Source organism: Pseudomonas sp. PGPR N4 (assembly GCF_059693665.1).
Genome location: NZ_JCAUKV010000006.1, coordinates 137,029 through 164,026, shown reverse-complemented (window position 1 = coordinate 164,026; position 26,998 = coordinate 137,029). Strand labels below are relative to the sequence as shown.

Sequence of the window (26,998 nt, the reverse complement as noted above, 5' to 3'; positions counted from 1 at the left end):
CAGGCCTCTCCGATGAGCTTCAGCCCACTGATCCGCCAACTGATCGACTCGCTGCGCATCCTGCCCGGTGTCGGCCAGAAAACCGCCCAGCGCATGGCCCTGCAGTTGCTCGAGCGTGACCGCAGCGGCGGCCTGCGCCTGGCGCAGAGCCTGACCCAGGCGATGGAAGGGGTCGGCCACTGCCGCCAGTGCCGCACCTTGACCGAACAGGAGCTGTGCCCGCAGTGCGCCGATGTGCGCCGCGACGACACCCAACTGTGCGTGGTCGAGGGGCCGATGGATGTGTATGCCGTGGAGCAGACTGGTTTCCGCGGTCGCTACTTCGTACTCAAGGGGCACCTGTCGCCGCTCGATGGCCTCGGGCCTGAGGCTATCGGCATCCCGCAGCTGATGGCGCGCATCGCCGAGCAGGGCAGCTTCACCGAAGTGATCCTCGCCACTAACCCGACCGTAGAAGGTGAGGCGACCGCGCACTACATCGCCCAGTTACTGCACGAGCAGGGCCTGGTTGCCTCGCGTATCGCCCATGGCGTGCCGCTCGGTGGCGAGCTGGAGCTGGTCGATGGCGGCACCCTGGCCCATGCCTTTGCCGGGCGCCGGCCGATTGCGCTGTAACTGACTGCCCCCCAGCCGGTTACTTCATCCGCGGCATTTCAATCCGGTGCTCGTGTACGCGCCGGTACAAGGTTGCCCGGGAAATGCCCAGCGCCTGAGCTGCATCCGCCGGTTTCCAGCGATGACGAATCAGCGCATCGAGAATCATCTGCCGGGCCGGGCTGGAGACGCTGGTCAGCGCCGGCGCGTCCTGAGCGGCGCCGCGCAACTCTTGCGGTAGATCATCCAGGCGCAACTGGCCACCATCACACACCGCGCAGGCATAGCGCAGCACCTGGCGCAGCTGCCTGAGGTTGCCCGGCCAGCGGTAGCTCAACAGCGCTTCCAGCGCCGCATCGGTGAGCAGCACCTCAACCCCGCAGGCCTGCGCCTCCTCGGCCAGCAGGCGGTGGATCAGGCTCAGGCGGTCGTCGCGCTCGCGCAGCGGCGGCAGTTCGAAGCGGGCGTTGGCCAGGCGGAAGTACAGGTCCTCGCGAAAGCGCCCGTCGCTGACCATCGTTGCCAGGTCACGGTGAGTGGCGCAGATCACCTGGATATCGACGCGCTCGCGCCGGGCCGCACCCAGCGGCGCCACCTCGCCCTCGGCCAGCACCCGCAGCAGCCGGGTTTGCAGGCTTAGCGGCATGTCGCCGATCTCGTCGAGAAACAGCGTGCCGCCATCGGCTTGCTGGAGCAGGCCCTGCATGCCTTTGCTGGAGGCGCCGGTAAACGCTCCGGCAACATAGCCGAACAGCTCGCTTTCGATCAGCGACTCCGGGATCGCCGCGCAATTGAGCGTGACAAACGGCCCTGCTGCGCGCTGGCTGAGCTGGTGCAATTGGCGGGCGAAGACTTCCTTGCCGACCCCGGTTTCACCTTGCACCAGCACCGCCAGGTTGCAGTCCTTGACCCGCGTGGCCAGGCGCAGGTGCTGGCTGATGCGCGCGTCTTGGGCTGGCGCCGTGGGCACTGATGGCGGGCTGCGCCGCTGTGGCGCGCTGACTCGCCCATACAAGGCAAAACCTGGCAGGCGCTGGGCGCTGGCCTCGCTGGCGCGGCGCAGTTGCTCGAGGTCGAACAGCTCGCCGATGTGTTGCGGCAGGCGCCCGTTGCGTGCCAGCAGATGCTCGCGGGCGAGGCTGTTGAGCGCTTGCAGGCGGCCTTCGGCATCCCAGGCGAGCAGGTAATCGGGCTGGCTTTCGACATAACCGGGGGTGCCGTGGGCGCGCATCACCCAGTGGCCCTGGCTGCTGTGCATGAAGAAGGCGTTTTCGATCTCGCGAGCGGTCTGCTCGACCAGCTGGCGAATCAGGTGCTGGCTGCGCCGATCATCCGGCGACTTCAGCGCGGACACGTCGACCACCCCCAGCAGTTCGCCCAGCGGGTCGAACACCGGCGCTGCGGTACAGGTCAGGCCGATGAATGCAGCGCGATAGTGATCGCGCTTGTGCACGGTCACCGGCGCCTTGCTGGTCAGCACCGCCGCCACGCCGCAGGTGCCTTCTTCCACTTCCGACCAGCAGGTGCCCAGATACAGGCCGGCCTTGCGGCAGTCAGTGCGGATGCTGCTGTCGACCCGGTAGTCGATGGTGCGGCCCTGGCCGTCGGTCAGCAGCACGCAGTAGTCGGCGCCGCGCACTTGGGCGTGCAGGCGCGCCACGGCGTCGCTGGCGATGCGCAGAAACAGCTCGGCGCGCTCGCGGCATTCGTTGAGCAGGTTTGGCGAAAGGATGCGTGGACCTTGCTGCGAACCAGGGTCGAGGTGATGCAGCTCCATCGAGCGCCGCCACGAATCGAGGATCAGCGCGGGTACCGGCACCTGTGGCTGGCGTTCGGCGTTTTTCAGCACGCGGCTGACACAGTCGACATGGGCTCTGGAGTTCGCGGCGAGCATTCGGGCCTCCGGGTCTCTCGTTCTTGTCTTTATCGAGCCATTAAGCACCCGTGCGAAAGCCGCGACAAGCGCTGCTTGATTGGCGGCGCGGCTGAGACGCGGCGTCTCAGCGTCTCGCGGTCGGCGCTGCTGGCGCGGCACCCGGCGTCTCGCCGGCAAGCCGCCAATGTGCGCTGGACAATAGCTGAAACCGCTCTGCCACAGGGTTTGCAGCGTTCAGATCAAAAGCTGGCACCGGCCTTGCTCTGGCTCTCCTCAAACAATAAAACGAGGTGCGCCATGCGCCAGCCCGGCCCGATCATCGGGATCATTGCCAACCCTGCCTCCGGTCGCGACCTGCGCCGCCTGACGGCCAATGCCGGTTTGTATTCCAGCACCGACAAAGCCTCGGCGATCCAGCGCCTGCTCGCCGCATTTGGCGCCACTGGCATTGCCCAGGTGCTGCTGCCAACCGATATGACCGGCATCGCCGCCGCGGTGCTCAAGGCCAGCACTGGCCCGATGGCCCGTGAGCAGCGCTGGCCGGCGTTGCAGATGCTCGATCTGCCTCTGACGCAAACCGCCGCCGACACCCGCCTCGCGGCTCGCCAGATGGTCGAGCAGGGCGTGGCGATGATCGCTGTGCTGGGCGGCGACGGCACGCACAAGGCGGTCGCCGCCGAAGCCGGCGATACGCCGTTGCTGACCTTGTCGACCGGCACCAACAACGCCTTCCCTGAACTGCGCGAAGCGACCAGCGCGGGCCTCGCCGGTGGCCTGCTGGCCAGCGGGCAGATCCCAGCAGCCATAGGCCTGCGCCGCAACAAGCGGCTGCTGGTGCGGGTGCCGCAACAGCAGCTGTGCGAATGGGCGTTGGTCGAGGTCGCGGTTTCACCTCAACGCTTTGTCGGCGCCCGCGCCTTGAGCCGCAGCGAAGACCTGGCAGAAGTGTTCGCCTGCTTTGCCGAGCCACACGCCATCGGCCTGTCGGCCATCTGCGGGCTGTGGTGCCCGGTTTCACGTCAGGCCGAGCAGGGCGCCTGGGTGCGCCTCGATACCAGCGCCACACAGGTCTTGCTGGCGCCGCTCGCGCCCGGCCTGTTGCAAGGCTGTGGGGTGACCGCCAGTGGCCCGCTGCAGCCGGGCGTGGCGTATCCGCTGAGCCTGCGCAGCGGCACCCTGGCGCTGGATGGCGAGCGTGAAATCGAGTTTGCCGAGCAAGACACCCCAACCATCACCCTCGACCTGCACGGCCCACTTTCGGTCGATGTCGAGGCAGTGCTGGCGCATGCCGCCCGCCACCATCTGCTGGTCGTCCCCCGCGACCAGCGGCACACCCCTGCAACCCTGCGTTGAGACAACCCTGGAGAACAACAAGATGTCCACCCAACTCAGCTCCGAGCAGTTGCTGCATGCCTATGAAGTCATGCGCACCATTCGCGCCTTCGAAGAGCGCCTGCATGTCGAGTTTGCCACCGGCGAGATCCCCGGTTTCGTCCACCTGTATGCCGGCGAAGAGGCCTCGGCGGCCGGGGTCATGGCGCACCTGCGCGATTCCGATTGCATCGCTTCCAACCACCGCGGCCATGGCCACTGCATCGCCAAGGGCGTCGATGTGTACGGGATGATGGCCGAGATCTACGGCAAGAAGACCGGCGTCTGCGGCGGCAAGGGCGGTTCCATGCACATCGCCGACCTGTCCAAGGGCATGCTCGGCGCCAACGGCATCGTCGGTGCCGGCGCGCCGCTGGTGGCCGGCTCGGCGCTGGCAGCCAAGCTCAAGGGCCGCGATGACGTCTCGGTGGTGTTCTTCGGCGACGGCGCCTCCAACGAAGGCGCGGTGTTCGAAGCCATGAACATGGCCTCGGTGATGAACCTGGCGTGCATCTTCGTCGCCGAGAACAACGGCTACGCCGAAGCCACCGCGTCGAAATGGTCGGTGGCCTGCGACCATATTGCCGACCGCGCCGCCGGCTTCGGCATGCCCGGGGTGACGATCGACGGCTACGACTTCTTTGCCGTGCACGAAGCCGCAGGCGCCGCCGTCGAGCGTGCGCGCAGCGGCCAGGGGCCGTCGCTGATCGAGGTCAAGCTGACCCGCTACTACGGCCACTTCGAGGGCGACGCACAAACCTACCGCGCCCCCGACGAGGTCAAGAACCTGCGCGAAACCCGCGACTGCCTACTGCAGTTTCGCAACAAGACCACCCGTGCCGGCCTGCTCAGCGCCGCGCAACTGGACGCCATCGATGGCCGCGTCGACGACCTGATCGAGGACGCCGTACGCCGCGCCAAGGCCGACCCCAAACCACAGCCCGCCGATCTGCTCAGCGACGTTTACGTCAGCTACTCGTGAGCCCCCGACAATAACAACGACAGGACAATCACCATGGCAAGAAAGATCAGTTACCAGCAGGCCATCAACGAGGCCCTGGCCCAGGAAATGCGCCGCGACAGCACTGTGTTCATCATCGGCGAAGACGTCGCCGGCGGCGCCGGTGCGCCGGGTGAGCAGGACGCCTGGGGTGGCGTGCTTGGCGTGACCAAGGGACTTTATCATCAGTTTCCGGGGCGGGTGCTGGATGCGCCGCTGTCTGAAATCGGCTACGTCGGTGCCGCCGTCGGTGCTGCCACCCAAGGCCTGCGCCCAGTCTGCGAACTGATGTTCGTCGACTTTGCCGGCTGCTGCCTGGACCAGATCCTCAACCAGGCGGCGAAGTTTCGCTACATGTTCGGCGGCAAGGCTGTGACACCGCTGGTGATGCGCACCATGGTCGGTGCCGGCCTGCGCGCAGCGGCCCAGCACTCGCAGATGCTCACCTCGCTATGGACGCATATCCCGGGCCTGAAGGTGGTCTGCCCGTCGTCACCGTATGACGCCAAGGGCCTGCTGATCCAGGCCATCCGTGACAACGACCCGGTGATCTTCTGCGAGCACAAGCTGCTCTACAGCATGCAGGGCGACGTACCCGAAGAGCTCTACACCGTGCCGTTCGGCGAGGCCAATTACCTGCGCGACGGCGACGACATCACCCTGGTGACCTACGGGCGCATGGTCCATCTGGCCATGGAAGCTGCCAACAACCTGGCCCGCCAGGGCATCGACTGCGAGGTGCTCGACCTGCGCACCACCAGCCCGCTGGACGAGGACAGTATCCTTGAAAGCGTGGAGAAAACCGGCCGGCTGGTGGTGATCGACGAAGCCAACCCGCGTTGCTCGCTGGCCACTGACATCAGCGCGTTGGTCGCGCAAAAGGCCTTTCCCGCGCTCAAGGGGCCGATCGAGATGGTTACCGCGCCGCACACGCCAGTGCCGTTCTCCGATGCCCTCGAAGACCTGTACATCCCCGATGCGGCGAAGATCGAAGCCGCCGTGCGCAAAGTCATGGACGCCTCAAGGAGTGCTGCATGAGCCAGATCCATACCCTGACCATGCCCAAGTGGGGCCTGTCGATGACCGAGGGCCGAGTCGACGCCTGGCTCAAGCAGGAAGGCGAGCAGATCAACAAGGGCGACGAAGTGCTGGATGTCGAGACCGACAAGATCAGCAGCAGCGTCGAGGCGCCGTTCAGCGGCGTGTTGCGCCGCCAGGTCGCCCAGCCGGACGAAACCCTGGCAGTCGGCGCATTGCTCGCCGTACTGGTCGACGGCGAGGCGGATGAGGCCGAGATCGACGCGGTGGTCGAGCGCTTCCAGGCCGAGTTCGTCGCCAGCGCTGCCAGTGAGCAGGCGCAAGGCCCGGCACCGCAGAAAGCCGAGGTCGGCGGGCGCCTGCTGCGCTGGTTCGAACTGGGCGAGGGCGGTACACCGCTGGTACTGGTGCACGGCTTTGGCGGCGACCTCAACAACTGGCTGTTCAACCACCCGGCCCTGGCCGCCGAGCGGCGGGTGATTGCGCTGGATCTGCCTGGTCACGGCGAGTCGGCAAAGACCCTTGAGCATGGTGACCTGGACGAGCTCAGCGGCGCCGTGTTGGCCTTGCTCGACCACCTCGATATCACCCGCGCGCACCTGGCCGGGCATTCCATGGGCGGCGCGGTGTGCTTGAACCTGGCCCGCCTGGCGCCGCAGCGGGTGGCCAGCCTGAGCTTGATCGCCAGCGCTGGTCTGGGCCGGGAGATCAATGGCGACTACCTGCGCGGTTTTGTCGAAGTGGCCAATCGCAATGGCTTGAAACCAGCCATGAGCCTACTGTTTGCCGACCAGGGCATGGTCACCCGGCAGATGCTCGAAGACATGCTCAAGTTCAAGCGCCTCGAAGGCGTCGACGCTGCCCTGCGTTTGTTGGCCGCAGCGATTGCCGATGGCGACCAGCAACGCCATGACCTGCGCGGCGTGATCGCCCAACAGCCGACCCTGGTGCTGTGGGGCAGCGAAGACGCGATCATCCCGGCCAGCCATGCCCAAGGCGTAGAGGCCGAAGCGGTGGTGCTGCCAGGGGTTGGCCATATGGTGCAGATGGAAGCTGCCGAGCAGGTCAACCAGCTGCTGCAGGACTTTGTCCGCAAGCACTGATCCCGTGAGCCTGGAGAAAACAACAATGAACGACCTCAGCCACTCCCATATGCGCGCCGCCGTCTGGCATGGGCGCAATGACATTCGCGTCGAACAGGTACCGCTGCCGGCAGACCCACCGCCGGGCTGGGTGCAGATCAAGGTCGACTGGTGCGGCATCTGCGGCTCGGACCTGCACGAGTACGTGGCCGGGCCGGTATTTATCCCGGTCGAAGCACCGCACCCGCTGACCGGTATTCAGGGCCAGTGCATTCTAGGCCACGAATTCTGCGGCGAGATCGCCAAGCTCGGCGAGGGCGTCAGCGGCTACGCCGTTGGCGATCCGGTTGCTGCCGATGCCTGCCAGCACTGCGGCACCTGCTATTACTGCACCCATGGCTTGTACAACATCTGTGAAAAACTGGCCTTTACCGGGCTGATGAACAACGGTGCGTTCGCCGAGCGAGTGAACGTCCCGGCCAATCTGCTCTACCGCCTGCCCGAAGGCTTCCCGCGCGAAGCCGGCGCGCTGATCGAGCCGCTGGCGGTGGGCATGCATGCGGTGAAAAAGGCCGGCAGCCTGCTTGGGCAGAAGGTGGTGGTAGTCGGGGCTGGCACCATCGGCCTGTGCACCATCATGTGCGCCAAGGCCGCAGGTGCGGCTCAGGTCATCGCCCTGGAGATGTCCTCGGCGCGCAAGGCCAAGGCCCTTGAGGTCGGCGCCAGTGCCGTGCTCGACCCGAGCCAGTGCGACGCGCTGGCTGAAATCCGCGCGCTCACCGGCGGGCTGGGTGCTGATGTCAGCTTTGAATGCATCGGCAACAAGAACACCGCCAAGCTGGCCGTCGATGCGATTCGCAAAGCCGGCAAGTGTGTACTGGTGGGGATTTTCGAGGAACCGAGCCTGTTCAACTTCTTCGATCTGGTCTCGACCGAGAAACAGGTGCTGGGTGCCTTGGCCTACAACGGCGAGTTTGCCGATGTGATCGCCTTCATCAACGATGGCCGCCTGAACATTCAGCCACTGGTGACCGGGCGCATTGGCCTGGAGCAGATCGTCGAGTTGGGCTTTGAGGAGTTGGTCAACAACAAGGAGCAGAATGTGAAGATCATCGTCTCGCCAGGCGGGCGTTGATCTCCACAGGCTGACCTACACGGGGAGATGCGCTGGCCGCCAGCGGCCAGCGCAGATCAGGCAGCCCCTAGTATTCGCTCAGGGAAAACTCGGTCAGGCAGAAGGTCGGCACGCCTGCGTCCTGCAGCCGTTGCGAGCCTTCCAGCTCCGGCAGGTCGATGATCGCCGCCGCTTCGAATACTTGCGCGCCGGTGCGCCGGACCAGGTTGGCTGCTGCCAGCAAGGTGCCGCCGGTGGCAATCAGGTCATCGAAGATCAGCACCGAGTCGCCTTCACACAGGCTGTCCGCGTGCACTTCAAGAAACGCCTCGCCGTACTCGGTCTGATAGCCCTCGGACAGCACATGCGCCGGCAGCTTGCCCTGTTTGCGGAACAGGATCAGCGGCTTGTTCAACTGGTGGGCAATGATCGACCCGATCAGAAAACCGCGCGCATCCATGGCACCGATATGGCTGAATTCGGCCTCGACATAGCGCTCGATGAACCGGTCGGCCACATAGCGCAGGCCGCGCGGCGACTGGAACAACGGGGTGATGTCACGGAAGATCACACCCGGCTTGGGGAAGTCCACTACCGGGCGGATCAGGGCTTTGAGGTCGAAAGTGTCGCTGTACATGAGGGGTATCCTGAGAAATCTGGCCGCAAGTATACCCCGTCAACTGGCTCAGGCGTCGATAGCGCCGCCGGCCAGTGCGCACAGCTGGATCGGGTCGAGGATATGCACTTCCTTGCCCTCGGCCGTGATCAGGCCGTTTTGCTGGAAGCGCGTGAACACCCGCGACACGGTTTCCACAGCCAGGCCCAGGTAGTTGCCGATCTCGTTGCGCGACATGCTCAGACGGAACTGGTTGGCCGAATAACCGCGTGCGCGGAAGCGCGCCGACAGGTTGACCAGGAAGGTGGCGATGCGCTCGTCAGCGGTTTTTTTCGACAGCAGCAGCATCATTTGCTGGTCGTCGCGAATCTCCCGGCTCATCACTCGCATCAGCTGGCGGCGCAGTTGCGGCAGTTGCACCGACAGTTCGTCGAGGCGCTCGAAGGGGATCTCGCATACCGAGGTGGTTTCCTGGGCCTGGGCCGATACCGGGTAGGCCTCGGTGTCCATGCCCGACAGGCCGACCAGCTCGCTCGGCAGGTGGAAGCCGGTGATCTGCTCCTCGCCGCTGTCGCTCAGGCTGAAGGTCTTCAGGGCACCAGAGCGAACTGCATAGACCGAGCCAAAATCGTCGCCCTGGCGGAACAGGAATTCCCCCTTTTTCAGCGGGCGGCCGCGTTTGACGATTTCATCCAGCGCATCCATGTCCTCAAGGTTAAGGGACAATGGCAGGCACAACGGGGCCAGGCTGCAATCCTTGCAGTGGGCCTGGTTGTGTGTGCGCAGTTTTACTGGCTCGGACATTTCAATCGATCCTTGTGGGAAATCACACATAAGCCGTAAGGATAACCGACGGCATGGCTTGAGGGCCAGCCTGCACTTTTTTTGTGCAGGCTGGCGGGTCTGCCGCGTGGTGTCGCGCAGCCCGTCCTCAGCGAATGATGTGCCTGCCCCACAGGGAAGTCCATGCGCTGCTTGGTCGCGTCAGATCACCCGCGAGAAACGCTGGCGATTGTGTTGCGCCAGGTAGGCATCGAACACCATGCATACCGAGCGGACCAACAGGCGCCCGGCCGGCAGGACCTTGATGCCCTTGCTGTCGAGACGGATCAGACCGTCGCGGTGCATCGCCTGCAGTTGCGGCCACAGCTCATTGAAGTAACCACGAAAATCGATCATGAAGGTGCGTTCGATCTGCTCGAAGTCCAGCTCGAAGTGGCAGATCAATTGCTGGATCACCGCCCGGCGCAGGCGATCATCCTGGTTGCACAGTAGCCCGCGTTGGGTCGCCAGTTGTGCGTTGGAGAGGAGCTCCTTGTAGGTGTTCAGGTCGCTGCTGTTCTGGCAGTACAGGTCGCCGATCTGGCTGATGGCCGACACGCCGAGGCCGATCAGGTCGCAATGACCGTGGGTGGTGTAGCCCTGGAAGTTGCGCTGCAGGGTGCCTTCTTCCTGGGCGATGGCCAGCTCGTCGTCGGGCAGGGCAAAGTGGTCCATGCCGATGTAGCGGTAACCCGCTGCGGTCAGTTGCTCGATGGTGGCGTGGAGCATTTCCAGCTTGGCTGCCGGGGCCGGCAGGTCGTTGCTGTCGATACGCCGCTGGGGCATGAAGCGCTCTGGCAGGTGTGCGTAGTTGAACACCGAAAGGCGGTCGGGCTGCAGTCGGATCACTTCGTCGACGGTGCGGGCGAAGCCCTCCGGGGTCTGCTTGGGCAGGCCGTAGATCAAGTCCAGGTTGACCGAGCGGAACTGCAAGGTACGCGCCGCCTCGATCAGGGTGCGGGTCTGCTCCAGGCTTTGCAGGCGGTTGACCGCACGCTGCACCACTGGGTCAAGGTCTTGCACACCGAGGCTGACCCGGTTGAAGCCCAGTTCGCGCAGCAGGCCCATGGTCGACCAGTCGGCTTCACGCGGGTCAAGCTCGATGCCGTAGTCGCCGGAGTCGTCGTCGAGCAGGTTGAAGTGCTCGCGCAGGCTCGCCATCAGCTGACGCAATTCGACATGGCTGAGGAAGGTCGGCGTGCCGCCACCAAAGTGCAGCTGTTCAACACGTTGTTTAGGTTCCAGATGACAGGCGATCAGCTGGATTTCCTGTTGCAGGCGCTGCAGGTAGGGCAGGGCGCGGGCGCGGTCCTTGGTGATGACCTTGTTGCACGCGCAGTAGTAGCAGATGTTGGCGCAGAACGGCACGTGCACATACAGCGACAGCGGCCGTACCGCGCGGCGGCTCTCGCGCAGGGCATGCAGCAGGTCGAACGAACCCACTTCGCTGTGCAGTTGCAGAGCGGTTGGGTAGGAGGTGTAGCGAGGGCCGGCCAGGTCGTAACGGCGGATAAGGTCGGCGTCCCAACGAAGTTCGTCGAGCATGTGGAATAGTCCCCGGATAGGAGCAGCAGTGTCCGAAGTCTATGAGCGTCTGTAGGAATCTGTTTTGATTTGTATCAACGCGCCTCGCGAGGCGCCCTCAGTGGCCCATCAGCCAGTGCTGGTGCGGGCCGGGCAGGGTCCACAGGCCAAACACGATCACCAGCAGGCCACCGGCCACGCGCACACTGCGTTTGCGCAGCAGCCGATTGACCCGCTCGGCGGCCAGCCCGGTGGCGAGCAATACCGGCCAGGTGCCGAGGCCGAATGCCAGCATCAGCGCCGCGCTGTAGCCGGCATTGCCCTGGCTCGCTGCCCACAGCAGGGTGCTGTAGACCAGCCCGCACGGCAGCCAGCCCCACAGTGCACCGAGCAGCAGCGCCCGCGGCAAACTCGACACCGGCAACAAGCGAGTTGCCAGCGGTTGAATATGCCGCCACAGGCCACGGCCGAGTGCTTCGATGCGGGTCAGTCCGCTCCACCAACCAGCCAGGTACAGGCCCATGGCGATCAACAGCAACGCCGCGATTACCCGCAACACCTGCGCTGCCGGGCTGCTGGCCACGGCCCAGCCGGCCATGCCCAGCAGCAGGCCGGCGCTGGCATAGCTGAGCACGCGGCCGAGGTTGTAGGCCAGCAACAAGCGCAGCCGACGGCCGCGTTGTTGTGCCGGGATGGCCAGAGTCAGCGCGCCCATCAGGCCGCCGCACATGCCCAGGCAGTGGCCGCCGCCAAGCAGGCCGAGCACCAGCGCCGAGCCCAGCAGGGGCAGCAGCTCAGCCACGGGGCGGGGTGTCCTCATCCGCGGGCTTGGTCTCATGCTTGACCGCCGCTTGATGGCCTGGGTCCTGGTCATCGAAGAGGATGCTGTGCGCCGGGCTGTCGAGGTCGTCGTACTGGCCGCTATCGACGGCCCAGAAGAAGATGTAGATGGCCACGCCAACGATCAGCAGGGCTGCGGGAATCATGATGTACAGCGCAGGCATGGCGGTATCGCTCAGTGAAGGATGGTCGCGCCGGCAACCGCCTCGACGCGGGCCGTGCTGGCGGGCGCGGGGTCGGGCAGGCGGGTCAGGCGCAGGGCATTGAGCACCACCACCAGCGAGCTGACCGACATGCCGATGGCGGCCCACACGGGGGTGATCCAGCCCAGCGCCGCGAACGGCAACATCAGGCCATTGTACAAGGTTGCCCAGGCCAGGTTCTCGACGATTATCCGCCGCGTGCGGCGTGCCAGCAGCAGCGCCTGGGCCAGCGCTTGCAGGCGGTTGGACAACAGCACCGCATCGGCGCTGGTTTTTGCCAGGTCAGTAGCCGAGCCCATGGCAATGCTGATGTCCGCTGCAGCCAGCACGGGCACGTCATTGACCCCATCACCGAGCATCAACACCTTGCGCCCTGCGGCCTGCAATGCGCGCAGGCGGGCCAGCTTGTCGTCGGGGCGGAGGCCGCCAACCGCCTCATCGATGCCCAGTTGCGCGGCCACCTCAGCGACCATCGGCGAGCTGTCGCCTGACAGCAGCAAGGTCTGCCACCCGCGCGCCTTGCAGGCGTCGAGCAAACCCTGGGCGTCGTCGCGCAGGCGGTCGTCCAGGCCAAACCAGGCCAGCGGGCCGTGTGCATCGCCGAGCAGCAGCCACTGGCCACGCGGCTCGGGCAGCAGCGGTGGCTCGCTGCCGCTCAGGGCACAGACGAAACTGGCCTGGCCGATGCGCAGGTGCTGGCCGTCGAGTTGGCCTTCCAGGCCCAGCCCGGGCACGTTCTGCACTTCTTCGGCGGGCCGCGTGCTGCGGCCGAAGGCACGCGCGATCGGGTGCTCCGAGCGGTTTTCCAGGGCGGCGGCGAGGGCCAGGCACTGGTCGCTGCCCAGCGTGCCCAAGGGGCGAATGCTGCGCAGGGTCAGGCGGCCTTCGGTGAGCGTGCCGGTCTTGTCGAAGATCACCGTGTCGATCTGGTTGAGGCCTTCCAGCACATGCCCGCGTGTCACCAGCAGGCCAAGCTTGTGCAGGGTGCCGGTGGCGGTGGTCAGCGCGGTCGGCGTGGCCAGCGACAGGGCGCAGGGGCAGGTGGCGACCAGCATCGCCAGCACGATCCAGAATGCCCGGCTCGGGTCCAGTTGCCACCAGAGCAGGCCGATGGCGACTGCGGCCAGCAGCGTGAATAACAAGAACCACTGCGAGGCGCGGTCGGCGATCTGCGCCAGACGCGGCTTTTCGGACTGGGCGCGTTCCAGCAGCCGGACGATGGCGGACAAGCGCGTGGCCTGGCCCAGCGCTTGGACCTCGACGCTCAGCGTGCTTTCGATGTTCAAGGTGCCGCCGGTGACGTGATCGCCCGGGCTGCGCGCCAGCGGCAGGTACTCGCCGGTGAGCAATGACTCGTCGATGCTCGAACGGCCCTCGACAATCCGCCCGTCCGCCGGGATCACCGCGCCGGGCAGCACCTGCACCCGATCGCCGCAGTTGAGTTCGGCCAGCAGAATACGCTCGCTGCGCCCCTCGCTGTCCAGGCGCAAGCACGAGGCCGGCAGCAGGTTGACCAGTTGCGCAGTGGCCGCCGCCGTGCGCTCGCGGGCGCGGCGTTCAAGGTAACGGCCAGTCAGCAGAAACAGGGCAAACATGCCGACCGTGTCGAAGTACAGCTCGCCACTTCCGGTGATCGCCGTCCAGATACCAGCGCAGTAGGCCAGGGCGATGGCCAGCGACACCGACACATCCATGGTCAGGTGGCGGGTGCGCAGGTCGCGCGCGGCGCCTTTGAAAAACGGCGCACAGCTGTAGAACACGATCGGCGTGGTCAGAAACAGCGCAACCCAACGCAGAATGGTGTGCAACTCGGGGCTGAGGTCGATGTTGAATTCCGGCCAGGTGGCCATGGTCGCCATCATCGCCTGGAACCACAACAGCCCGGCCACACCGAGGCGGCGCAGGGCGCTGCGGTTCTCCCGCGCAAGCTGCTCGGCGGCCTGGTCGGGCTGATACGGGTGGGCGGCGTAGCCAATCTGGCGCAGCTCGGCCATCAGCTTCGACAACGGCAGTTGCAGGTCGTCCCAGCTCAGCAGCAGGCGGTGGTTGGACAGGTTCAGGCGGGCGTTGGCCACGCCTGGCACATTGCGCAGGTGTTTCTCGATCAGCCAGCCGCAAGCGGCGCAACTGATGCCTTCGATCATCAGCACCGCTTCGGCATGGCCATGGTCATGGCGGACGAAGCCTTGCTGAACATCGTTGCGGTCGTACAGCGCCAGTTCGTCCTGCAACTGCTGGGGCAGGGCCTCTGGGTTGGCGCTGGTTTCGCTGCGGTGCTGGTAGTAGTGCTCAAGGCCGCCAGCGACGATGGATTCGGCAACGGCCTGGCAACCGGGGCAGCAGAATGCGCGCAGCTCGCCCAACACCTTGGCGTTGAAGCGGCTGCCGGCAGGGACCGGTAGGGCGCAGTGGTAGCACGGGTTGGGCTGAGTCATCACATCATGGCCTTACAAAAACCGCAAAGTTGCACGCATCCCCGTAGGAGCGGCCTTGTGTCGCGAAAGGGTCGCGAAGCGGCCCCAGGATTCATGCCGCGGCCACTATTGCCGGGCCAGCTTCGCTGGCCTTTCGCGACACAAGGCCGCTCCTACAGGTGCTCGGCGCCCTGGATGGCTTCATCGCCGAGCTGGAGGGTTACGCCGTGCTCGACTTTCTCTTCCTCGAACAAGCGCCAGATGTGGCCATCCTGGCTGCCCAGCAGCTCGACAAAGCGCCGGCCCTCGATCTTGTCGTCCAGTTGGCCAACATAGCGGCCCGCTTCGCTGCGCGCCAACTGGACTTTGCGGTCCTTGTCCGGCTGGGTCGGCGAGATCAGGTTGAGTTCCAACGTCTGCGGGTCGCTGTTGCCGCTCAGACGCAGCTCGACCTCGCCGGTCAGCTCATCGAGGAGCACGCTGGCCTTGAGGTTGAGAGTCTGCGCCAGCAGTTCGCGGTCGAGCGAGCGGTTGATGCCTTTGCCGGCCTCGTAGTAGTTGTCGTTGACCAGGTTGTCTGGGTTGCGCACGGCAATGCTGACCATGGTCAGGCTCAGGCACACCGAGGTGGTGAGGATGCCGATGAGGATCCAGGGCCAGAGGTGCTTGTACCAGGGGCTGGCGGCAGTAGCAGGCATGGAGCGGATTCCTTAGCGAATTTGCGGGCCGATGAAACGGCTCTTGGCTTCAACCTGGGTGCCGTTGTCGTCGGCGTCCTTGAGGGTGAAGATGACTTCGTTGGTGGTCGACGGCAACTGCTCGGGGGCCACCGACAGCTGCACCGGCAGGCTGACGATATCACCGGCCTCGACGCGGATCTCGCGCTGGCCTTGCAGTTGCAGGTCTGGCAGGCCGCTGGCCTCGAGCACGTAGACGTGATCGCGCTGGTCCTTGTTCATGACTTTGAGGCTGTACACGTTCTCGATCCGCCCCTGGGCGTTTTCGCGGTACAGCACGCGGTCCTTGCTGACATCGAACCCCACCAGCGAACGGGTAGCGAAGGCCGTGGCCAGGGCGCCGATCATCACCAGCAGGACTACTGCATAACCGATCAGGCGCGGCCGTACCATGTGTGTCTTTTGCCCGGACAGGTTGTGTTCGGTGGTGTAGCTGACCAGGCCGCGTGGGTAGTTCATCTTGTCCATGATGGTGTCGCAGGCGTCGATGCAGGCAGCGCAGCCGATGCACTCGACCTGCAGGCCGTCACGGATGTCGATGCCGGTCGGGCACACCTGCACGCACATGGTGCAGTCGATGCAGTCGCCCAGGCCTTGCGCCTTGTAGTCGGCGTCTTTCTTGCGCGGGCCGCGCAGTTCGCCGCGGCGCGGGTCATACGAGACGATCAGGGTGTCCTTGTCGAACATCACGCTCTGGAAGCGCGCATACGGGCACATGTAGATGCACACCTGTTCACGCAGCCAACCGGCATTGCCGTAGGTGGCCAGGGTGAAGAAGCCGACCCAGAAGTAGGCCCAGCCATCGGCTTCGCCGGTGAAGAATTCCACGAGCAGTTCGCGGATCGGCGAGAAGTAACCGACAAAGGTCACCCCGGTGACGAAACCGATCAGCAGCCACAGGCTGTGCTTGGCGGTCTTGCGAGCGAGCTTGTTGGCGCTCATTGGCGCCTTGTCGAGCTTCATGCGCTGGTTGCGGTCACCCTCGGTGATTTTCTCGCACCACATGAACACCCAGGTCCACACGCTCTGCGGGCAGGTGTAGCCGCACCAGATGCGCCCGGCGAACACGGTGATGAAAAACAGGCCGAAGGCGGCGACGATCAGAATGCCCGACAGCAGAATGAAATCCTGCGGCCAGATGGTGGTGCCGAAGATGTAGAACTTACGCTCGGGCAGGTTCCACCAGACAGCCTGGTGGCCGCCCCAGTTCAGCCACACGGTGCCAAAGTAGAGCAGGAACAGCAGCGCGCCGCCGACCATGCGCAGCCTGCGGAACACGCCGGTGAAGGCGCGGGTGTAGATCTTGGCACGGGAGGCATAGAGGTCGACGGAATCCTTTCCCTTGTTGGCAGGCGGGGTCACGTCATGTACCGGAATGTGCTTGCTCATCATCGAGTCCCACGGCAGTGGAGAAGTGCCGCGGCCAGTGCATGCCGGCCGCGGTCGTGCGCCTGGTGCTGACGCTCTGCGGCCTATGATACGCCTGTGCTGGCGAGGTCGGACCGTGCTGCGACGTTATGTCGCGTTGGGTTTGCCTGTGAAATGGTGTAGGTGCGATTGTCAATTGATCCAGGTCAGCCGAGGTGCAAACGCCTCGGCTGACCTGGCCGGATTACGGCTTGGCAGGCTCGGCGGCATCCTGCTGCGACAGGCTGTACACATAGGCGGCCAGCAGGTGCACCTTGTCATTGCCTTGCAACTCGGCCTGGGCCGGCATCTGGCCCTGACGGCCGTAGCGGATGGTCTGCTGCAACTGGGCGAAGCTTGAGCCGTAGATGAACGCCTGCGGATGGGTCAGGTCAGGTGCGCCCATGGCCGGCGTACCCTTGGCCTCGGGCCCGTGGCAGGCGACGCAGTTGGTGGCGAACAGTTTCTGGCCGTTGGCAGGGTCTGCCTTGATGCCCTCGGGCAGCTTGCGCCCGTCCAGGTTGGTCAGGACAAAGGCGGCCACATCAGCCACACCTTGCTCGCCGAGCACCTCGGCCCAGGCCGGCATGACGCCGTGGCGGCCGTTCATGATCGAGGCCTTGATCGTCTCCGGCTCGCCGCCCCAGCGCCAGTCGCTGTCGGTCAGGTTGGGGAAGCCATAGGCGCCCTTGGCGTCGGAACCGTGGCACACCGAACAGTTGGAGGCGAACAACCGGCCACCCATTTTCAGCGCCTGCGGGTCCTTGGCGACTTCCTCGATCGGCATCGCGGCAAACTTGGCATAGATCGGCCCGAAGCGGGCATTGGCCTTGGCCATTTCCTTTTCCCACTCGTGCACGCCGGTCCAGCCCGCCTCACCGTTGCTGAACTCGGTCTGCTTGTCGTTATCGAGGTAGCTGTAGCCTGGCAGGATGCCTTTCCAGTTGCCCAGGCCTGGGTACAGCACCAGGTAACCAAGGGCAAAGATGATGGTGCCGACAAACAGCCAGAACCACCATTTGGGCAGCGGGTTGTCGTATTCCTCGATGCCGTCGAAGGCGTGGCCGACGGTCTCGTCGGTGATGTCCTCGCGCTGGCCCTTGCGGGTCGACAGCAGCAGCCAGGTGAGGGCGAAGATCGTGCCCAACGTCAGCACGCTGACGTACAGGCTCCAGAAGGTAGTCATTGTTGTTTGCTCCTAGACGCTTTTGCTTGCGCTTGCTCGACGTGCTGGCTGGCTTCGGGGTCATCGGCAAAAGGCAGTTGCGTGGCCTCGTCGAAGTCGCGCTTGCGCCGTGGGCTGAACACCCACAGGGCGAGGCCGACGAACGCCACCAGTACCACCACGGTGCCCAGGCCGCGGATCATCCCGATATCCATCAGCGTCACCGTTTGCTTTTGATGATAGTGCCAAGGCCTTGCAGGTACGCCACCAGCGCGTCCATCTCGGTCTTGCCCCTGACCGCGTCGGCAGCGCCGGCGATGTCGGCATCGGTGTACGGCACGCCCAGGGTGCGCAGCACTTCGAGCTTTTTCGCGGTGTCCTTGCCATCGAGCTTGTGCTCGACCAGCCACGGGTAGGACGGCATCTTCGACTCGGGCACGACGTTGCGCGGGTTGTACAGGTGCGCGCGGTGCCAGTCATCCGAGTAACGCCCGCCGACCCTGGCCAGGTCCGGCCCAGTGCGCTTGGAGCCCCACAGGAACGGGTGGTCCCAGACACTTTCGCCGGCCACCGAGTAGTGCCCGTAGCGCTCGGTTTCGGCGCGGAATGGCCGGATCATCTGCGAGTGGCAGCCGACGCAGCCTTCGCGGATATAGATATCGCGGCCTTCCAGCTCCAGCGCGGTGCGCGGCTTCATGCCTTCGACCGGCTTGTTGGTGACGTCCTGGAAAAACAGCGGGACGATCTGGGTCAGGCCACCGATGCTGACGGCAATGACCATGAAGAAGGCCAACAGGCCGATGTTCTTCTCGACTGCTTCATGCTTCATCAGTGCGCTCCCACAACGACGATCTTGGCGGCGGCTTCAGCTTCTGTGGCATCCGCTGCACGTACAGTGCGCAGCACGTTGTAGGCCATCAGCAACATCCCCGAGGCGAAGAACGCACCGCCCACTGCGCGGACGATATAGCCCGGGTGGCTGGCCTGCAGCGCCTCGACGAACGAATAGGTGAGGGTGCCGTCATCGTTGATCGCACGCCACATCAGGCCCTGGGTAATGCCGTTGACCCACATCGAGGCGATGTACAGCACGGTGCCGATAGTGGCCAGCCAGAAGTGCGCGTTGATCAGGCCGACGCTGTGCATCTGCGCCCGGCCGTAGAGCTTGGGAATCATGTGGTAGATGGCGCCGATCGAGATCATCGCCACCCAGCCGAGCGCGCCGGCGTGTACGTGGCCGATGGTCCAGTCGGTGTAGTGCGACAGCGAGTTGACCGTCTTGATCGCCATCATCGGCCCTTCGAAGGTCGACATGCCGTAGAACGCCAGCGACACCACGAGGAAGCGCAGGATCGGGTCGGTGCGCAGTTTGTGCCAGGCCCCGGACAGCGTCATCATGCCGTTGATCATGCCGCCCCAGCTCGGCGCCAGGAGGATGATCGACATGACCATGCCCAGCGACTGCGCCCAGTCGGGCAGGGCGGTATAGTGCAAATGGTGCGGGCCGGCCCAGATGTACAGGGTGATCAGCGCCCAGAAGTGCACGATCGACAAGCGATACGAGTAGATCGGCCGCTCGGCCTGCTTGGGCACGAAGTAATACATCATGCCGAGAAAGCCCGTGGTCAGGAAGAAGCCCACCGCGTTGTGCCCATACCACCACTGGATCATCGCGTCGGTCGCTCCAGCGTAGGCCGAATACGACTTGAACAGGCTGACCGGCAGCGAGATGTGGTTGACGATGTGCAGCATCGCGGTGACGACGATGAAGGCGCCGTAGAACCAGTTGCCGACATAGATGTGCTTGGTCTTGCGCTTGACGATGGTGCCGAAGAACACCACGCCGTAGGTGACCCAGACAATCGCCAGCAGAATCGCGATTGGCCATTCAAGCTCGGCGTATTCCTTGGTGGTCGTGTAACCCAATGGCAGGGTGATCAAGGCGCTGACGATGACCGCCTGCCAACCCCAGAAGGTGAACGCCGCCAGGCTATCGGAAATCAACCGCGTCTGGCAGGTGCGCTGGACCACGTAATACGAGGTGCCAAACAGCGCACAGCCACCGAAGGCGAAGATCACCAGGTTGGTGTGCAGCGGGCGCAGGCGGCCGAAGCTGGTCCAGGGCAGGTCGAGGTTCAGTTGCGGCCAGACCAGTTGCGAGGCGATGAACACCCCGAGCCCCATGCCAAGGATCCCCCAGACCACCGTCATGATGGCGAACTGGCGGACGACCTTATAGTTATAAGCAGTCGGACTGATTGCTGTGCTCATTCTAAGGTTCCACGGTTTGAATATTCTTGTTGGTTGAAAATCGGCGCCAGTATCGGTAACCCCTGGGGGTATGGCAACGCAAGGCTCCTCGCGCCGACCCGTGTCCAAACCCTGCATGCTGCCGTCCCGCAGCGCTTGGGTCTGGATGATTGTACACAAATAAATATTTGTTATGTGTACCGTTTCTCGACTTTTTCTGATCGATTGGTCAGGCTTTTTCGGGCCTGTCTGGGTAGGTCGGATACCCTTCCAAAGCCGTAGCTTGAACCGCCCAAAGTCGGCCCGGCGTCAGGCGCTATGGGACGTACGAGTAGGGCGTTGCCGCCTTGGCATCAAGCTTAGTTGTGTTCGGAGGGGGTGCAAGCGAGGTGAGCGGTGGGGAGAAGCGGGGAAGCCGGGGCCGTGAAACGGCCCCGAGGGTGTCACTTGGCGGTCACGGTCTGCGCCGGTTGCGGTTGCGACAGGCTGTACACGTAGGCTGCCAGCAGGTGGACCTTGTCGTGGCCCTGAATGTCAGCCTGGGCTGGCATCTGGCCCTGGCGGCCGTAGCGAATGGTCTGCTGCAACTGGGCGAAGCTGGAACCATAGATGAACGCCTGTGGATGGGTCAGGTCAGGTGCGCCCATCACTGGCGTGCCTTTGCCTTCCGGTCCGTGGCAGGCGACGCAGTTGCTGGCGAAGATCTGCTGGCCTTTGGCTGGATCAGCCTTGACCCCTTCAGGCAGCTTGCGGCCGTCCATGTTGGTCAGCACGAACGCCGCCACATCCGCCACGCCCTGTTCACCGATCACCTCCGCCCAGCCCGGCATGACGCCGTGGCGGCCGTTCATGATCGAGGCCTTGATGGTTTCCGGGTCGCCGCCCCAGCGCCAGTCGCTGTCGGTCAGGTTGGGGAAGCCGTAGGCACCTTTGGCGTCCGAGCCGTGGCACACCGAGCAGTTGGAGGCGAACAGGCGACCGCCCATTTTCAGCGCTTGCGGGTCCTTGGCCACTTCTTCCACCGGCATGGCGGCAAACTTGGCGAAGATCGGCCCGAAGCGGGCGTCGGCCTTGTCCATCTCGCGCTGCCATTCATCGACCTGGGTCCAGCCATTCTCATAGCCCGGCAGGATGCCCTTCCAGTTGCCCAGGCCTGGGTACAGGATCAGGTAACCGACGCCGAAGGCGAGGGTGCCGACGAACAGCCAGAACCACCACTTGGGCAGCGGGTTGTCGTACTCCTCGATGCCATCGAAGCTGTGGCCCATGGTCTGGTCGGTGGTGTCCTTGCTCTGGCCCTTGCGGGTGCTGAGCAGCAGCCAGGTCAGGCCGATCAGGCTGCCGATGGTCAGTACGCTGATGTACGTACTCCAGAAGGTGGTCATTGCCCGTTACTCCTCATTGCAGGCTCCTGCCCGGCAGGGGGCAGGCGGTCATCGTCGAAGGGCAGCAGGCGCGCTTCGGCGAAATCACGGTCACGGCGACGGTTGAACACCCACAGGCTCAGGCCGATGAAGGCGATCATCACCACCAGGGTGCCGAGGCCGCGGATCATGCCGATGTCAATTGACAGTTCCATTGCTTACCTCTTGTTCTTGATCGCAGTGCCGAGCACCTGCAGGTAGGCGACCAGCGCGTCCATCTCGGTATGGCCCTTGACGGCGTCACGGGCACCGGCGATATCCGCGTCGGTGTAAGGCACGCCGAGGGTGCGCAGGGCGCGCATCTTGGTCTCGGTGTGGCTGTTGTCGACCTGGTCGGCGACCAGCCATGGGTAGGACGGCATTTTCGACTCAGGGACGACGTTGCGCGGGTTGTACAGATGCGCGCGGTGCCAGTCGTCCGAGTAGCGCCCGCCGACTCGGGCAAGGTCCGGCCCGGTGCGCTTGGAGCCCCACAGGAACGGGTGGTCCCAGACGCTCTCGCCGGCGACCGAGTAGTGCCCGTAGCGCTCGGTCTCGGCGCGGAACGGCCGGATCATCTGCGAGTGGCAACCGACGCAGCCTTCGCGGATATAGATATCGCGGCCTTCCAGCTGCAGCGCGGTGTACGGCTTCATGCCTTCGACCGGCTTGTTGGTGACGTCCTGGAAGAACAGCGGGACGATCTGGGTCAGGCCGCCGATACTGACGGCCAACACCATCAACACCGCCAGCAGGCCGACGTTTTTCTCGATGACTTCATGTTTCATCAGGCAACTCTCCTCAGGCCAACTGGGCGTTCGCAGGGGCGGCGGCTGCATCCGGTGCGCGCACCGTGCGCCAGGTGTTCCAGGCCATCAGGAACATGCCGCTGAGGAAGATCGCACCACCGACGAAGCGCACGATGAAGCCTGGGTGGCTGGCCACCAGGGTTTCGACGAACGAGTAGGTGAGGGTGCCGTCGGCGTTGACCGCGCGCCACATCAGGCCCTGGGCGATGCCGTTGACCCACATCGAGGCGATGTACAACACGGTGCCGATGGTCGCCAGCCAGAAGTGCGCATTGATCAAGCCAATGCTGTACATGCGCTCTTTGCCCCAGATTTTCGGGATGGTGTGGTACAGCGCACCGATGGAAATCATCGCTACCCAACCAAGCGCGCCGGCATGGACGTGGCCGATGGTCCAGTCGGTATAGTGCGACAAGGCGTTGACGGTCTTGATCGCCATCATCGGCCCTTCGAAGGTCGACATGCCGTAGAACGCCAGCGACACCACGAGGAAGCGCAGAATCGGGTCGCTGCGCAGTTTGTGCCAGGCGCCCGACAGGGTCATCATGCCGTTGATCATGCCGCCCCAGCTTGGCGCGAGCAGAATCAGCGACATGACCATGCCCAGCGACTGCGCCCAGTCAGGCAGGGCGGTGTAGTGCAGGTGGTGCGGGCCGGCCCAGATGTACAGGGTGATCAGTGCCCAGAAGTGCACGATCGACAGCCGATAGGAATACACCGGGCGTTCGGCCTGCTTGGGCACGTAGTAGTACATCATGCCGAGGAAGCCTGCGGTCAGGAAGAAGCCCACCGCGTTGTGGCCGTACCACCACTGCACCATGGCGTCGGTTGCGCCGGCATACACCGAGTAGGATTTGGTCAGGCTGACCGGGATTTCCAGGTTGTTGACGATGTGCAGCAGCGCCACGGTGAGGATGAACGCACCGAAGAACCAGTTACCCACATAGATGTGCTTGGTGGTGCGCTTGATCAGCGTACCGAAGAACACGATCGCGTAGGCCACCCAGACAATGGTGATCAGGATGTCGATCGGCCATTCCAGCTCGGCGTATTCCTTGGAGCTGGTGTAGCCCAGCGGCAGGCTGATCGCGGCGAGCACGATCACCAGTTGCCAGCCCCAGAACGAGAATGCCGCCAGGCGCGGCGCGAACAGGGTGGTCTGGCAGGTGCGCTGCACCGAGTAATACGAGGTGGCAAACAGCGCGCAGCCGCCGAAGGCGAAGATCACTGCGTTGGTGTGCAGCGGTCGCAGGCGGCCAAAGCTGGTCCACGGCAGGTCGAAGTTGAGGGCAGGCCAGGCGAGTTGGGCAGCGATGAAAACGCCGAGCCCCATCCCGACGATTCCCCACACCACCGTCATAATGGCGAATTGGCGGACCACCTTGTAGTTGTAGGCGGTTCTGGGTGTTGTGTTCATGTATGGGTTCCCATCCACGGTTATAGGCAGACTAAACAGCGAGGCAAGAATGAGAGATGGGCAAAATGCCGGTATTGACGGGGATCAATGGGCGCAAGTGGCAAATGTTTCAGGCTTGCGCTGCGATCTACCGCAAGCCGGTGGCGAGCAGGGCTATGTGGGGTGTTTGATCCTGGCCCACGGTGCTGGCGCACCGATGGACAGCGGGTTCATGAACGACATGGCGCAAAGGCTGACAGGGCAAGGGCTGGCGCTGCTGCGCTTCGAGTTCCCGTACATGGCCGAACGGCGCGCAACAGGCGGCAGGCGGCCACCTAACCCGCAGAAGGTTTTGCTTGAATGCTGGCGCGAGGTGTATCAACAGGTGCGACCATTGGTCACAGGACCGCTGGCGATTGGCGGCAAGTCAATGGGCGGGCGCATGGCCAGTTTGCTGGCCGATGAACTGCAGGTAGATGCACTGGTGTGCCTGGGATATCCGTTCTACGCAGCGGGCAAGCCGGAAAAGCCGCGGGTCGCGCACTTGGCGGAACTGCAGACACCGACCTTGATTGTGCAGGGCGAGCGCGATGCTCTGGGCAACCGGGAAACGGTCGCGGGCTACCAGCTGTCGTCAGCCATCGAACTGTGCTGGCTGGCGGCGGCGGATCATGACCTCAAGCCGCTGAAAGCGTCGGGCTTCACCCATGAGCAGCACCTGCAAACCACCGCAGAACGGGTTGCCCGCTTCATCCAGCGCTGAGCAGCAACTCAGCAGGCGCCGCGCCTGCTGAGCCAATGCGATTGCTGGATCAGTCGCGGTATTCGCACAGGTAAGCGGTTGCAACTGCGACCTTGAGCTGGAACTTGCTGTCGGCAGGCACGTTGAACTGGCTGCCAGCGATGAATTCCTGCCAGTTGTCGCTGCCCGGCAGCTTGACGGTCAGGGCGCCGGAAACCACGTGCATGATTTCGCGCTTGGCGGTGCCGAACTCGTATTCGCCCGGGGCCATGACGCCGACGGTGGCCGGGCCTTCAGTGCCTTCGAAAGCGATCGACTTGACGGTGCCATCAAAGTACTCGTTGACCTTGAACATGGGGGCGACTCCTGTAAAGGGGGGATGAAAAAGGGGCTGGCCAGTATGCCCAAGCCCCAGCGTGTCGTCATCTGCTTTCAGGGGCTCTCGGCCGGCAGGCTCAGCGGCAGCAAACGCGCGGTGTTGCGCGCATCTTCGAGGGCGCGGTGCTGCTGGCCGCTGAACTGCAGGCCAGCCAGTTGCAGGGCGCTGTTGAGCCCGGCCGGGCGTTGCAGGTGGCGGGCCTTGGCGAAGCGCTGCTTGAGGTTGATGTGGGCGGTGTCCTGGAGCACGCTGCGCACTTTATAGTCGTGCCATTCCTGCAGCAGCTGGCGGCGGTCATAGTCGCCCCAGCTGACCCAGGCTTGCAGTTCATCGGCATGCGTCCTCAGCCAGCCCTCGAACCCAGCCCAGGCCTCACGAAAACACGCGGCGGCGTCGACGTCCGCCTGGCTGATGTGGGTCAGCTGGCGGCAGAACGGAGTCAACTGCGGGCGTTTTTTCGGTTTGACGAAGCACTGGAACTGGTCGACCTCATGGCCTTGCCGCGTCACCAGGCTGGCGCCGATTTCAATGATTTCCATCTCTGTGAGCGGCCAGCCACCGTCGTCGGTGGTGGCCTCCAGGTCGATCACTAACCAATGGGCCATGGCAGGCTCCCTTGCAAGACTCGCTAGAGAGTAGCCAAACTCGGCCAAACAGGCACCCTATGGCACTTTGGCATATGTGCTGGTTGTGCCGCTTGCAGAAAACGCCTAGCTTAGGCGCATCAAGGTTTGGTGTGTCTGCAAGTGTCTGTGTTGATTCCACTGCCCAGGCTCAAGGCCTTCTCGTCGCTGTTGCTGGTTGCTCTGCTGGGGCACGTCGCGCCTGCCTGGGCCGAACCCGAGGCAGGCATCGAGGTGCGCATCGGTGCGGCGCATTTTCCGCCTTATTCCGAACGCCCGGAGCGGGGCGCCGACAGTGGCCTGCTGCCGCAACTGACACAGGCGCTCAACACGCTGCAAAAGGACTACTTCTTCGTTCTGGTGCCCACCTCGATTCCGCGGCGCTTTGCCGACCTGGAGCAAGGGCGCACCGACATGGCGATTTTCGAGAACCCTCAGTGGGGCTGGCAACAGGTCCCCCACCAGGCCGTCGACATGGGCCTGGAAGATGCCGAAATTTTTGTCGCGCGGCGCCAGCCGGGAAGGGACCAGAATTACTTCGCTGAGCTGCATGGCAAGCGTCTGGCTGTTTACCACGGCTATCATTACGCCTTCGCCGACTTCAACGCCGACCCACAGCAGCTCAGTGCGAACTACCATGCGACCTTGACCTACTCGCATGACAGCAACCTGTTAATGGTCCAGCGAGGGCGCGCCGACATTGCCCTGGTAACGCGCTCGTATTTCAATGATTTTCTTGCTCGCAACCCTGCCAGCCGCGAGCAGTTGATGGGCTCGGAACGGGTCGATCAGCTTTATCATCATTACGCACTGCTGCGCCCGAATGCACCGATCAGCCCGCAGGCATTTGCCGCGCTATTGCAACAACTGCGCAGCAACGGTGAATTGACGCGGATTTTTCAGCCCTATCAGATCCAGACGATGAGCCCGCAGTAGCCCTCAAGCGTGCGGCTGGGCGCTTTTGCGGCAATGGATCAGGGCGTCGCGAATCATGAAGTTGACCAGCGTCGGCGAGACGCCAAGTTCCTTGGCGATGTCTTTCTGCGGGACGCCGTGCAGCCGGTACATCTCGAAGGCATAACGGGTGCGCTGGGGCAGTTCATTCAATGCATCGGCGATATGTTCAAGCGCAGCCAGGTTGATGTGGGTGTGCTCGGGCGATGCATTGACGATCACCACGTTCATGCCTTCCTCTTCGGTGCCCGAATACCTCAGCTCCATCGCCTGTTTGCGATAGTGATCGATGGCCAGGTTGCGCACGATCTGGAACAGATAGCTGAGTTGAGCTTTGATCGAGGAGGTGATCTGCGGTGCGGCGTTGAGCCGGAAGAAGGCGTCCTGAACAACATCCTCGGCACGCGAGCGGCAGCCAGTGATGCGCGCGGCGATTTTGAGGAGAATGCTGCGATTGTCGACGAACGCCTGGAGTAAGGGTGAATCGCACTTACTTGTGGATAGTTGTTCCGCCATGGAAATCACCTTAGCTCTTTTAGGAATAGGAGCGCTTTTGGGTAGGGCGCTTCCTGCGACGAGCGACAAATTAGGCGGAATGATAATGGTTGTCAAATACGAAAGTTAATGAGTATCTATTCG

28 protein-coding genes are annotated in these 26,998 nt (G+C 63.9%); 8 read left to right on the top strand and 20 right to left on the bottom strand.

The window, feature by feature from the left end; all coding sequences use genetic code 11:
• Window positions 1-12: 12 nt before the first annotated feature.
• The gene (gene recR / locus AC58X1_RS20875; protein ID WP_101318035.1) at window positions 13-615 is read left to right on the top strand and encodes a recombination mediator RecR; all 603 of its coding nucleotides are present in this window, start codon (window positions 13-15) and stop codon (window positions 613-615) included.
• Window positions 616-634: 19 nt separating this feature from the next.
• Here recR and AC58X1_RS20870 read toward each other — a convergent pair whose 3' ends face one another.
• Window positions 635-2,488 carry a sigma-54-dependent Fis family transcriptional regulator gene (locus AC58X1_RS20870; RefSeq protein ID WP_497429399.1) on the bottom strand — a complete coding sequence of 618 codons (1,854 nt, stop codon included), beginning with the start codon at window positions 2,486-2,488 and terminating at the stop codon, window positions 635-637.
• A gap of 279 nt (window positions 2,489-2,767) precedes the next feature.
• On the opposite strand from AC58X1_RS20870, the gene AC58X1_RS20865 reads away from it, so the two are divergent.
• The 5 genes from AC58X1_RS20865 to AC58X1_RS20845 are packed head-to-tail and all read left to right on the top strand — an operon-like array spanning window position 2,768 to window position 8,096.
• Window positions 2,768-3,823, top strand: a complete 1,056-nt coding sequence (locus AC58X1_RS20865; protein ID WP_101318039.1) for an ATP-NAD kinase family protein — start codon at window positions 2,768-2,770, stop codon at window positions 3,821-3,823.
• 22 nt (window positions 3,824-3,845) lie between these two features.
• Window positions 3,846-4,823 carry a thiamine pyrophosphate-dependent dehydrogenase E1 component subunit alpha gene (locus AC58X1_RS20860; protein WP_312388908.1) on the top strand — a complete coding sequence of 326 codons (978 nt, stop codon included), beginning with the start codon at window positions 3,846-3,848 and terminating at the stop codon, window positions 4,821-4,823.
• Between the two features lie 33 nt (window positions 4,824-4,856).
• Window positions 4,857-5,879 (top strand): alpha-ketoacid dehydrogenase subunit beta, encoded by a 1,023-nt coding sequence (locus tag AC58X1_RS20855; protein ID WP_497429398.1) that lies wholly within the window; start codon window positions 4,857-4,859, stop codon window positions 5,877-5,879.
• The gene (locus AC58X1_RS20850; protein WP_497429397.1) at window positions 5,876-6,982 is read left to right on the top strand and encodes an acetoin dehydrogenase dihydrolipoyllysine-residue acetyltransferase subunit; all 1,107 of its coding nucleotides are present in this window, start codon (window positions 5,876-5,878) and stop codon (window positions 6,980-6,982) included. The genes AC58X1_RS20855 and AC58X1_RS20850 overlap by 4 nt, the downstream gene beginning before the upstream one ends.
• A 49-nt stretch (window positions 6,983-7,031) precedes the next feature.
• Window positions 7,032-8,096, top strand: coding sequence for a 2,3-butanediol dehydrogenase (locus AC58X1_RS20845; protein ID WP_497429454.1), 1,065 nt, complete (start codon window positions 7,032-7,034; stop codon window positions 8,094-8,096).
• 67 nt (window positions 8,097-8,163) lie between these two features.
• Here AC58X1_RS20845 and AC58X1_RS20840 read toward each other — a convergent pair whose 3' ends face one another.
• The 16 genes from AC58X1_RS20840 to ccoN (AC58X1_RS20765) all read right to left on the bottom strand — a co-directional run bounded on the left by AC58X1_RS20840 (window position 8,164) and on the right by ccoN (AC58X1_RS20765) (window position 23,682).
• On the bottom strand, window positions 8,164-8,712 hold the full coding sequence (locus tag AC58X1_RS20840) for an adenine phosphoribosyltransferase (protein ID WP_101318049.1): 549 nt from the start codon (window positions 8,710-8,712) through the stop codon (window positions 8,164-8,166).
• Window positions 8,713-8,760: 48 nt separating this feature from the next.
• Window positions 8,761-9,495, bottom strand: coding sequence for a Crp/Fnr family transcriptional regulator FnrA (fnrA, locus tag AC58X1_RS20835; protein ID WP_101318051.1), 735 nt, complete (start codon window positions 9,493-9,495; stop codon window positions 8,761-8,763).
• Window positions 9,496-9,675: 180 nt separating this feature from the next.
• A complete protein-coding gene (gene hemN, locus AC58X1_RS20830; RefSeq protein WP_150569716.1) occupies window positions 9,676-11,058 on the bottom strand; it encodes an oxygen-independent coproporphyrinogen III oxidase in 1,383 nt (460 codons plus the stop codon).
• Between the two features lie 97 nt (window positions 11,059-11,155).
• Window positions 11,156-11,839 carry a sulfite exporter TauE/SafE family protein gene (locus AC58X1_RS20825; RefSeq protein ID WP_497429396.1) on the bottom strand — a complete coding sequence of 228 codons (684 nt, stop codon included), beginning with the start codon at window positions 11,837-11,839 and terminating at the stop codon, window positions 11,156-11,158.
• Window positions 11,832-12,041: a cbb3-type cytochrome oxidase assembly protein CcoS gene (gene ccoS, locus AC58X1_RS20820; RefSeq protein WP_150569714.1), complete on the bottom strand. Its 210-nt coding sequence runs from the start codon at window positions 12,039-12,041 to the stop codon at window positions 11,832-11,834. The genes AC58X1_RS20825 and ccoS overlap by 8 nt, the downstream gene beginning before the upstream one ends.
• An 11-nt stretch (window positions 12,042-12,052) precedes the next feature.
• Window positions 12,053-14,515 (bottom strand): heavy metal translocating P-type ATPase, encoded by a 2,463-nt coding sequence (locus AC58X1_RS20815; RefSeq protein WP_497429395.1) that lies wholly within the window; start codon window positions 14,513-14,515, stop codon window positions 12,053-12,055.
• Window positions 14,516-14,667: 152 nt separating this feature from the next.
• Window positions 14,668-15,192, bottom strand: coding sequence for a FixH family protein (locus AC58X1_RS20810; protein WP_497429394.1), 525 nt, complete (start codon window positions 15,190-15,192; stop codon window positions 14,668-14,670).
• 12 nt (window positions 15,193-15,204) lie between these two features.
• The gene (gene ccoG / locus AC58X1_RS20805) at window positions 15,205-16,620 is read right to left on the bottom strand and encodes a cytochrome c oxidase accessory protein CcoG (protein WP_497429393.1); all 1,416 of its coding nucleotides are present in this window, start codon (window positions 16,618-16,620) and stop codon (window positions 15,205-15,207) included.
• A 223-nt stretch (window positions 16,621-16,843) separates the two neighbouring features.
• Entirely contained in the window at window positions 16,844-17,824 is a 981-nt protein-coding gene (gene ccoP, locus AC58X1_RS20800) for a cytochrome-c oxidase, cbb3-type subunit III (RefSeq protein WP_259077330.1), read from the bottom strand.
• Window positions 17,821-18,018, bottom strand: a complete 198-nt coding sequence (locus tag AC58X1_RS20795; RefSeq protein ID WP_101318067.1) for a cbb3-type cytochrome oxidase subunit 3 — start codon at window positions 18,016-18,018, stop codon at window positions 17,821-17,823. The genes ccoP (AC58X1_RS20800) and AC58X1_RS20795 overlap by 4 nt, the downstream gene beginning before the upstream one ends.
• A gap of 5 nt (window positions 18,019-18,023) precedes the next feature.
• The gene (gene ccoO, locus AC58X1_RS20790) at window positions 18,024-18,632 is read right to left on the bottom strand and encodes a cytochrome-c oxidase, cbb3-type subunit II (RefSeq protein WP_101318069.1); all 609 of its coding nucleotides are present in this window, start codon (window positions 18,630-18,632) and stop codon (window positions 18,024-18,026) included.
• Window positions 18,632-20,074 (bottom strand): cytochrome-c oxidase, cbb3-type subunit I, encoded by a 1,443-nt coding sequence (gene ccoN, locus AC58X1_RS20785; protein ID WP_103436733.1) that lies wholly within the window; start codon window positions 20,072-20,074, stop codon window positions 18,632-18,634. Before ccoN (AC58X1_RS20785) ends, ccoO (AC58X1_RS20790) begins: the two co-directional genes overlap by 1 nt.
• 422 nt (window positions 20,075-20,496) lie before the next feature.
• A complete protein-coding gene (gene ccoP / locus AC58X1_RS20780) occupies window positions 20,497-21,438 on the bottom strand; it encodes a cytochrome-c oxidase, cbb3-type subunit III (RefSeq protein WP_101318073.1) in 942 nt (313 codons plus the stop codon).
• Window positions 21,435-21,626, bottom strand: a complete 192-nt coding sequence (locus AC58X1_RS20775) for a cbb3-type cytochrome oxidase subunit 3 (protein WP_101322973.1) — start codon at window positions 21,624-21,626, stop codon at window positions 21,435-21,437. Before AC58X1_RS20775 ends, ccoP (AC58X1_RS20780) begins: the two co-directional genes overlap by 4 nt.
• A 9-nt stretch (window positions 21,627-21,635) precedes the next feature.
• The gene (ccoO, locus tag AC58X1_RS20770) at window positions 21,636-22,244 is read right to left on the bottom strand and encodes a cytochrome-c oxidase, cbb3-type subunit II (protein WP_101318075.1); all 609 of its coding nucleotides are present in this window, start codon (window positions 22,242-22,244) and stop codon (window positions 21,636-21,638) included.
• 13 nt (window positions 22,245-22,257) lie between these two features.
• Window positions 22,258-23,682, bottom strand: a complete 1,425-nt coding sequence (gene ccoN, locus AC58X1_RS20765; protein WP_101318077.1) for a cytochrome-c oxidase, cbb3-type subunit I — start codon at window positions 23,680-23,682, stop codon at window positions 22,258-22,260.
• 49 nt (window positions 23,683-23,731) lie between these two features.
• Here ccoN (AC58X1_RS20765) and AC58X1_RS20760 point away from each other — a divergent pair, with 49 nt between their 5' ends.
• A complete protein-coding gene (locus AC58X1_RS20760) occupies window positions 23,732-24,424 on the top strand; it encodes an alpha/beta family hydrolase (RefSeq protein ID WP_312391227.1) in 693 nt (230 codons plus the stop codon).
• Window positions 24,425-24,473: 49 nt separating this feature from the next.
• On the opposite strand, the gene ppnP is transcribed toward AC58X1_RS20760, so the two are convergent.
• Both ppnP and AC58X1_RS20750 read right to left on the bottom strand, forming a co-directional pair.
• Window positions 24,474-24,758, bottom strand: coding sequence for a pyrimidine/purine nucleoside phosphorylase (gene ppnP / locus AC58X1_RS20755; protein WP_101318081.1), 285 nt, complete (start codon window positions 24,756-24,758; stop codon window positions 24,474-24,476).
• A 77-nt stretch (window positions 24,759-24,835) separates the two neighbouring features.
• A complete protein-coding gene (locus AC58X1_RS20750; RefSeq protein ID WP_101318083.1) occupies window positions 24,836-25,387 on the bottom strand; it encodes a 3'-5' exonuclease in 552 nt (183 codons plus the stop codon).
• Window positions 25,388-25,537: 150 nt separating this feature from the next.
• Between AC58X1_RS20750 and AC58X1_RS20745 the strand changes: the two genes are divergently transcribed.
• Entirely contained in the window at window positions 25,538-26,341 is an 804-nt protein-coding gene (locus tag AC58X1_RS20745) for a substrate-binding periplasmic protein (RefSeq protein WP_497429453.1), read from the top strand.
• Between the two features lie 3 nt (window positions 26,342-26,344).
• Here AC58X1_RS20745 and AC58X1_RS20740 read toward each other — a convergent pair whose 3' ends face one another.
• A complete protein-coding gene (locus AC58X1_RS20740; protein WP_150569709.1) occupies window positions 26,345-26,875 on the bottom strand; it encodes an RNA polymerase factor sigma-70 in 531 nt (176 codons plus the stop codon).
• Between the last annotated feature and the right edge of the window lie 123 nt (window positions 26,876-26,998).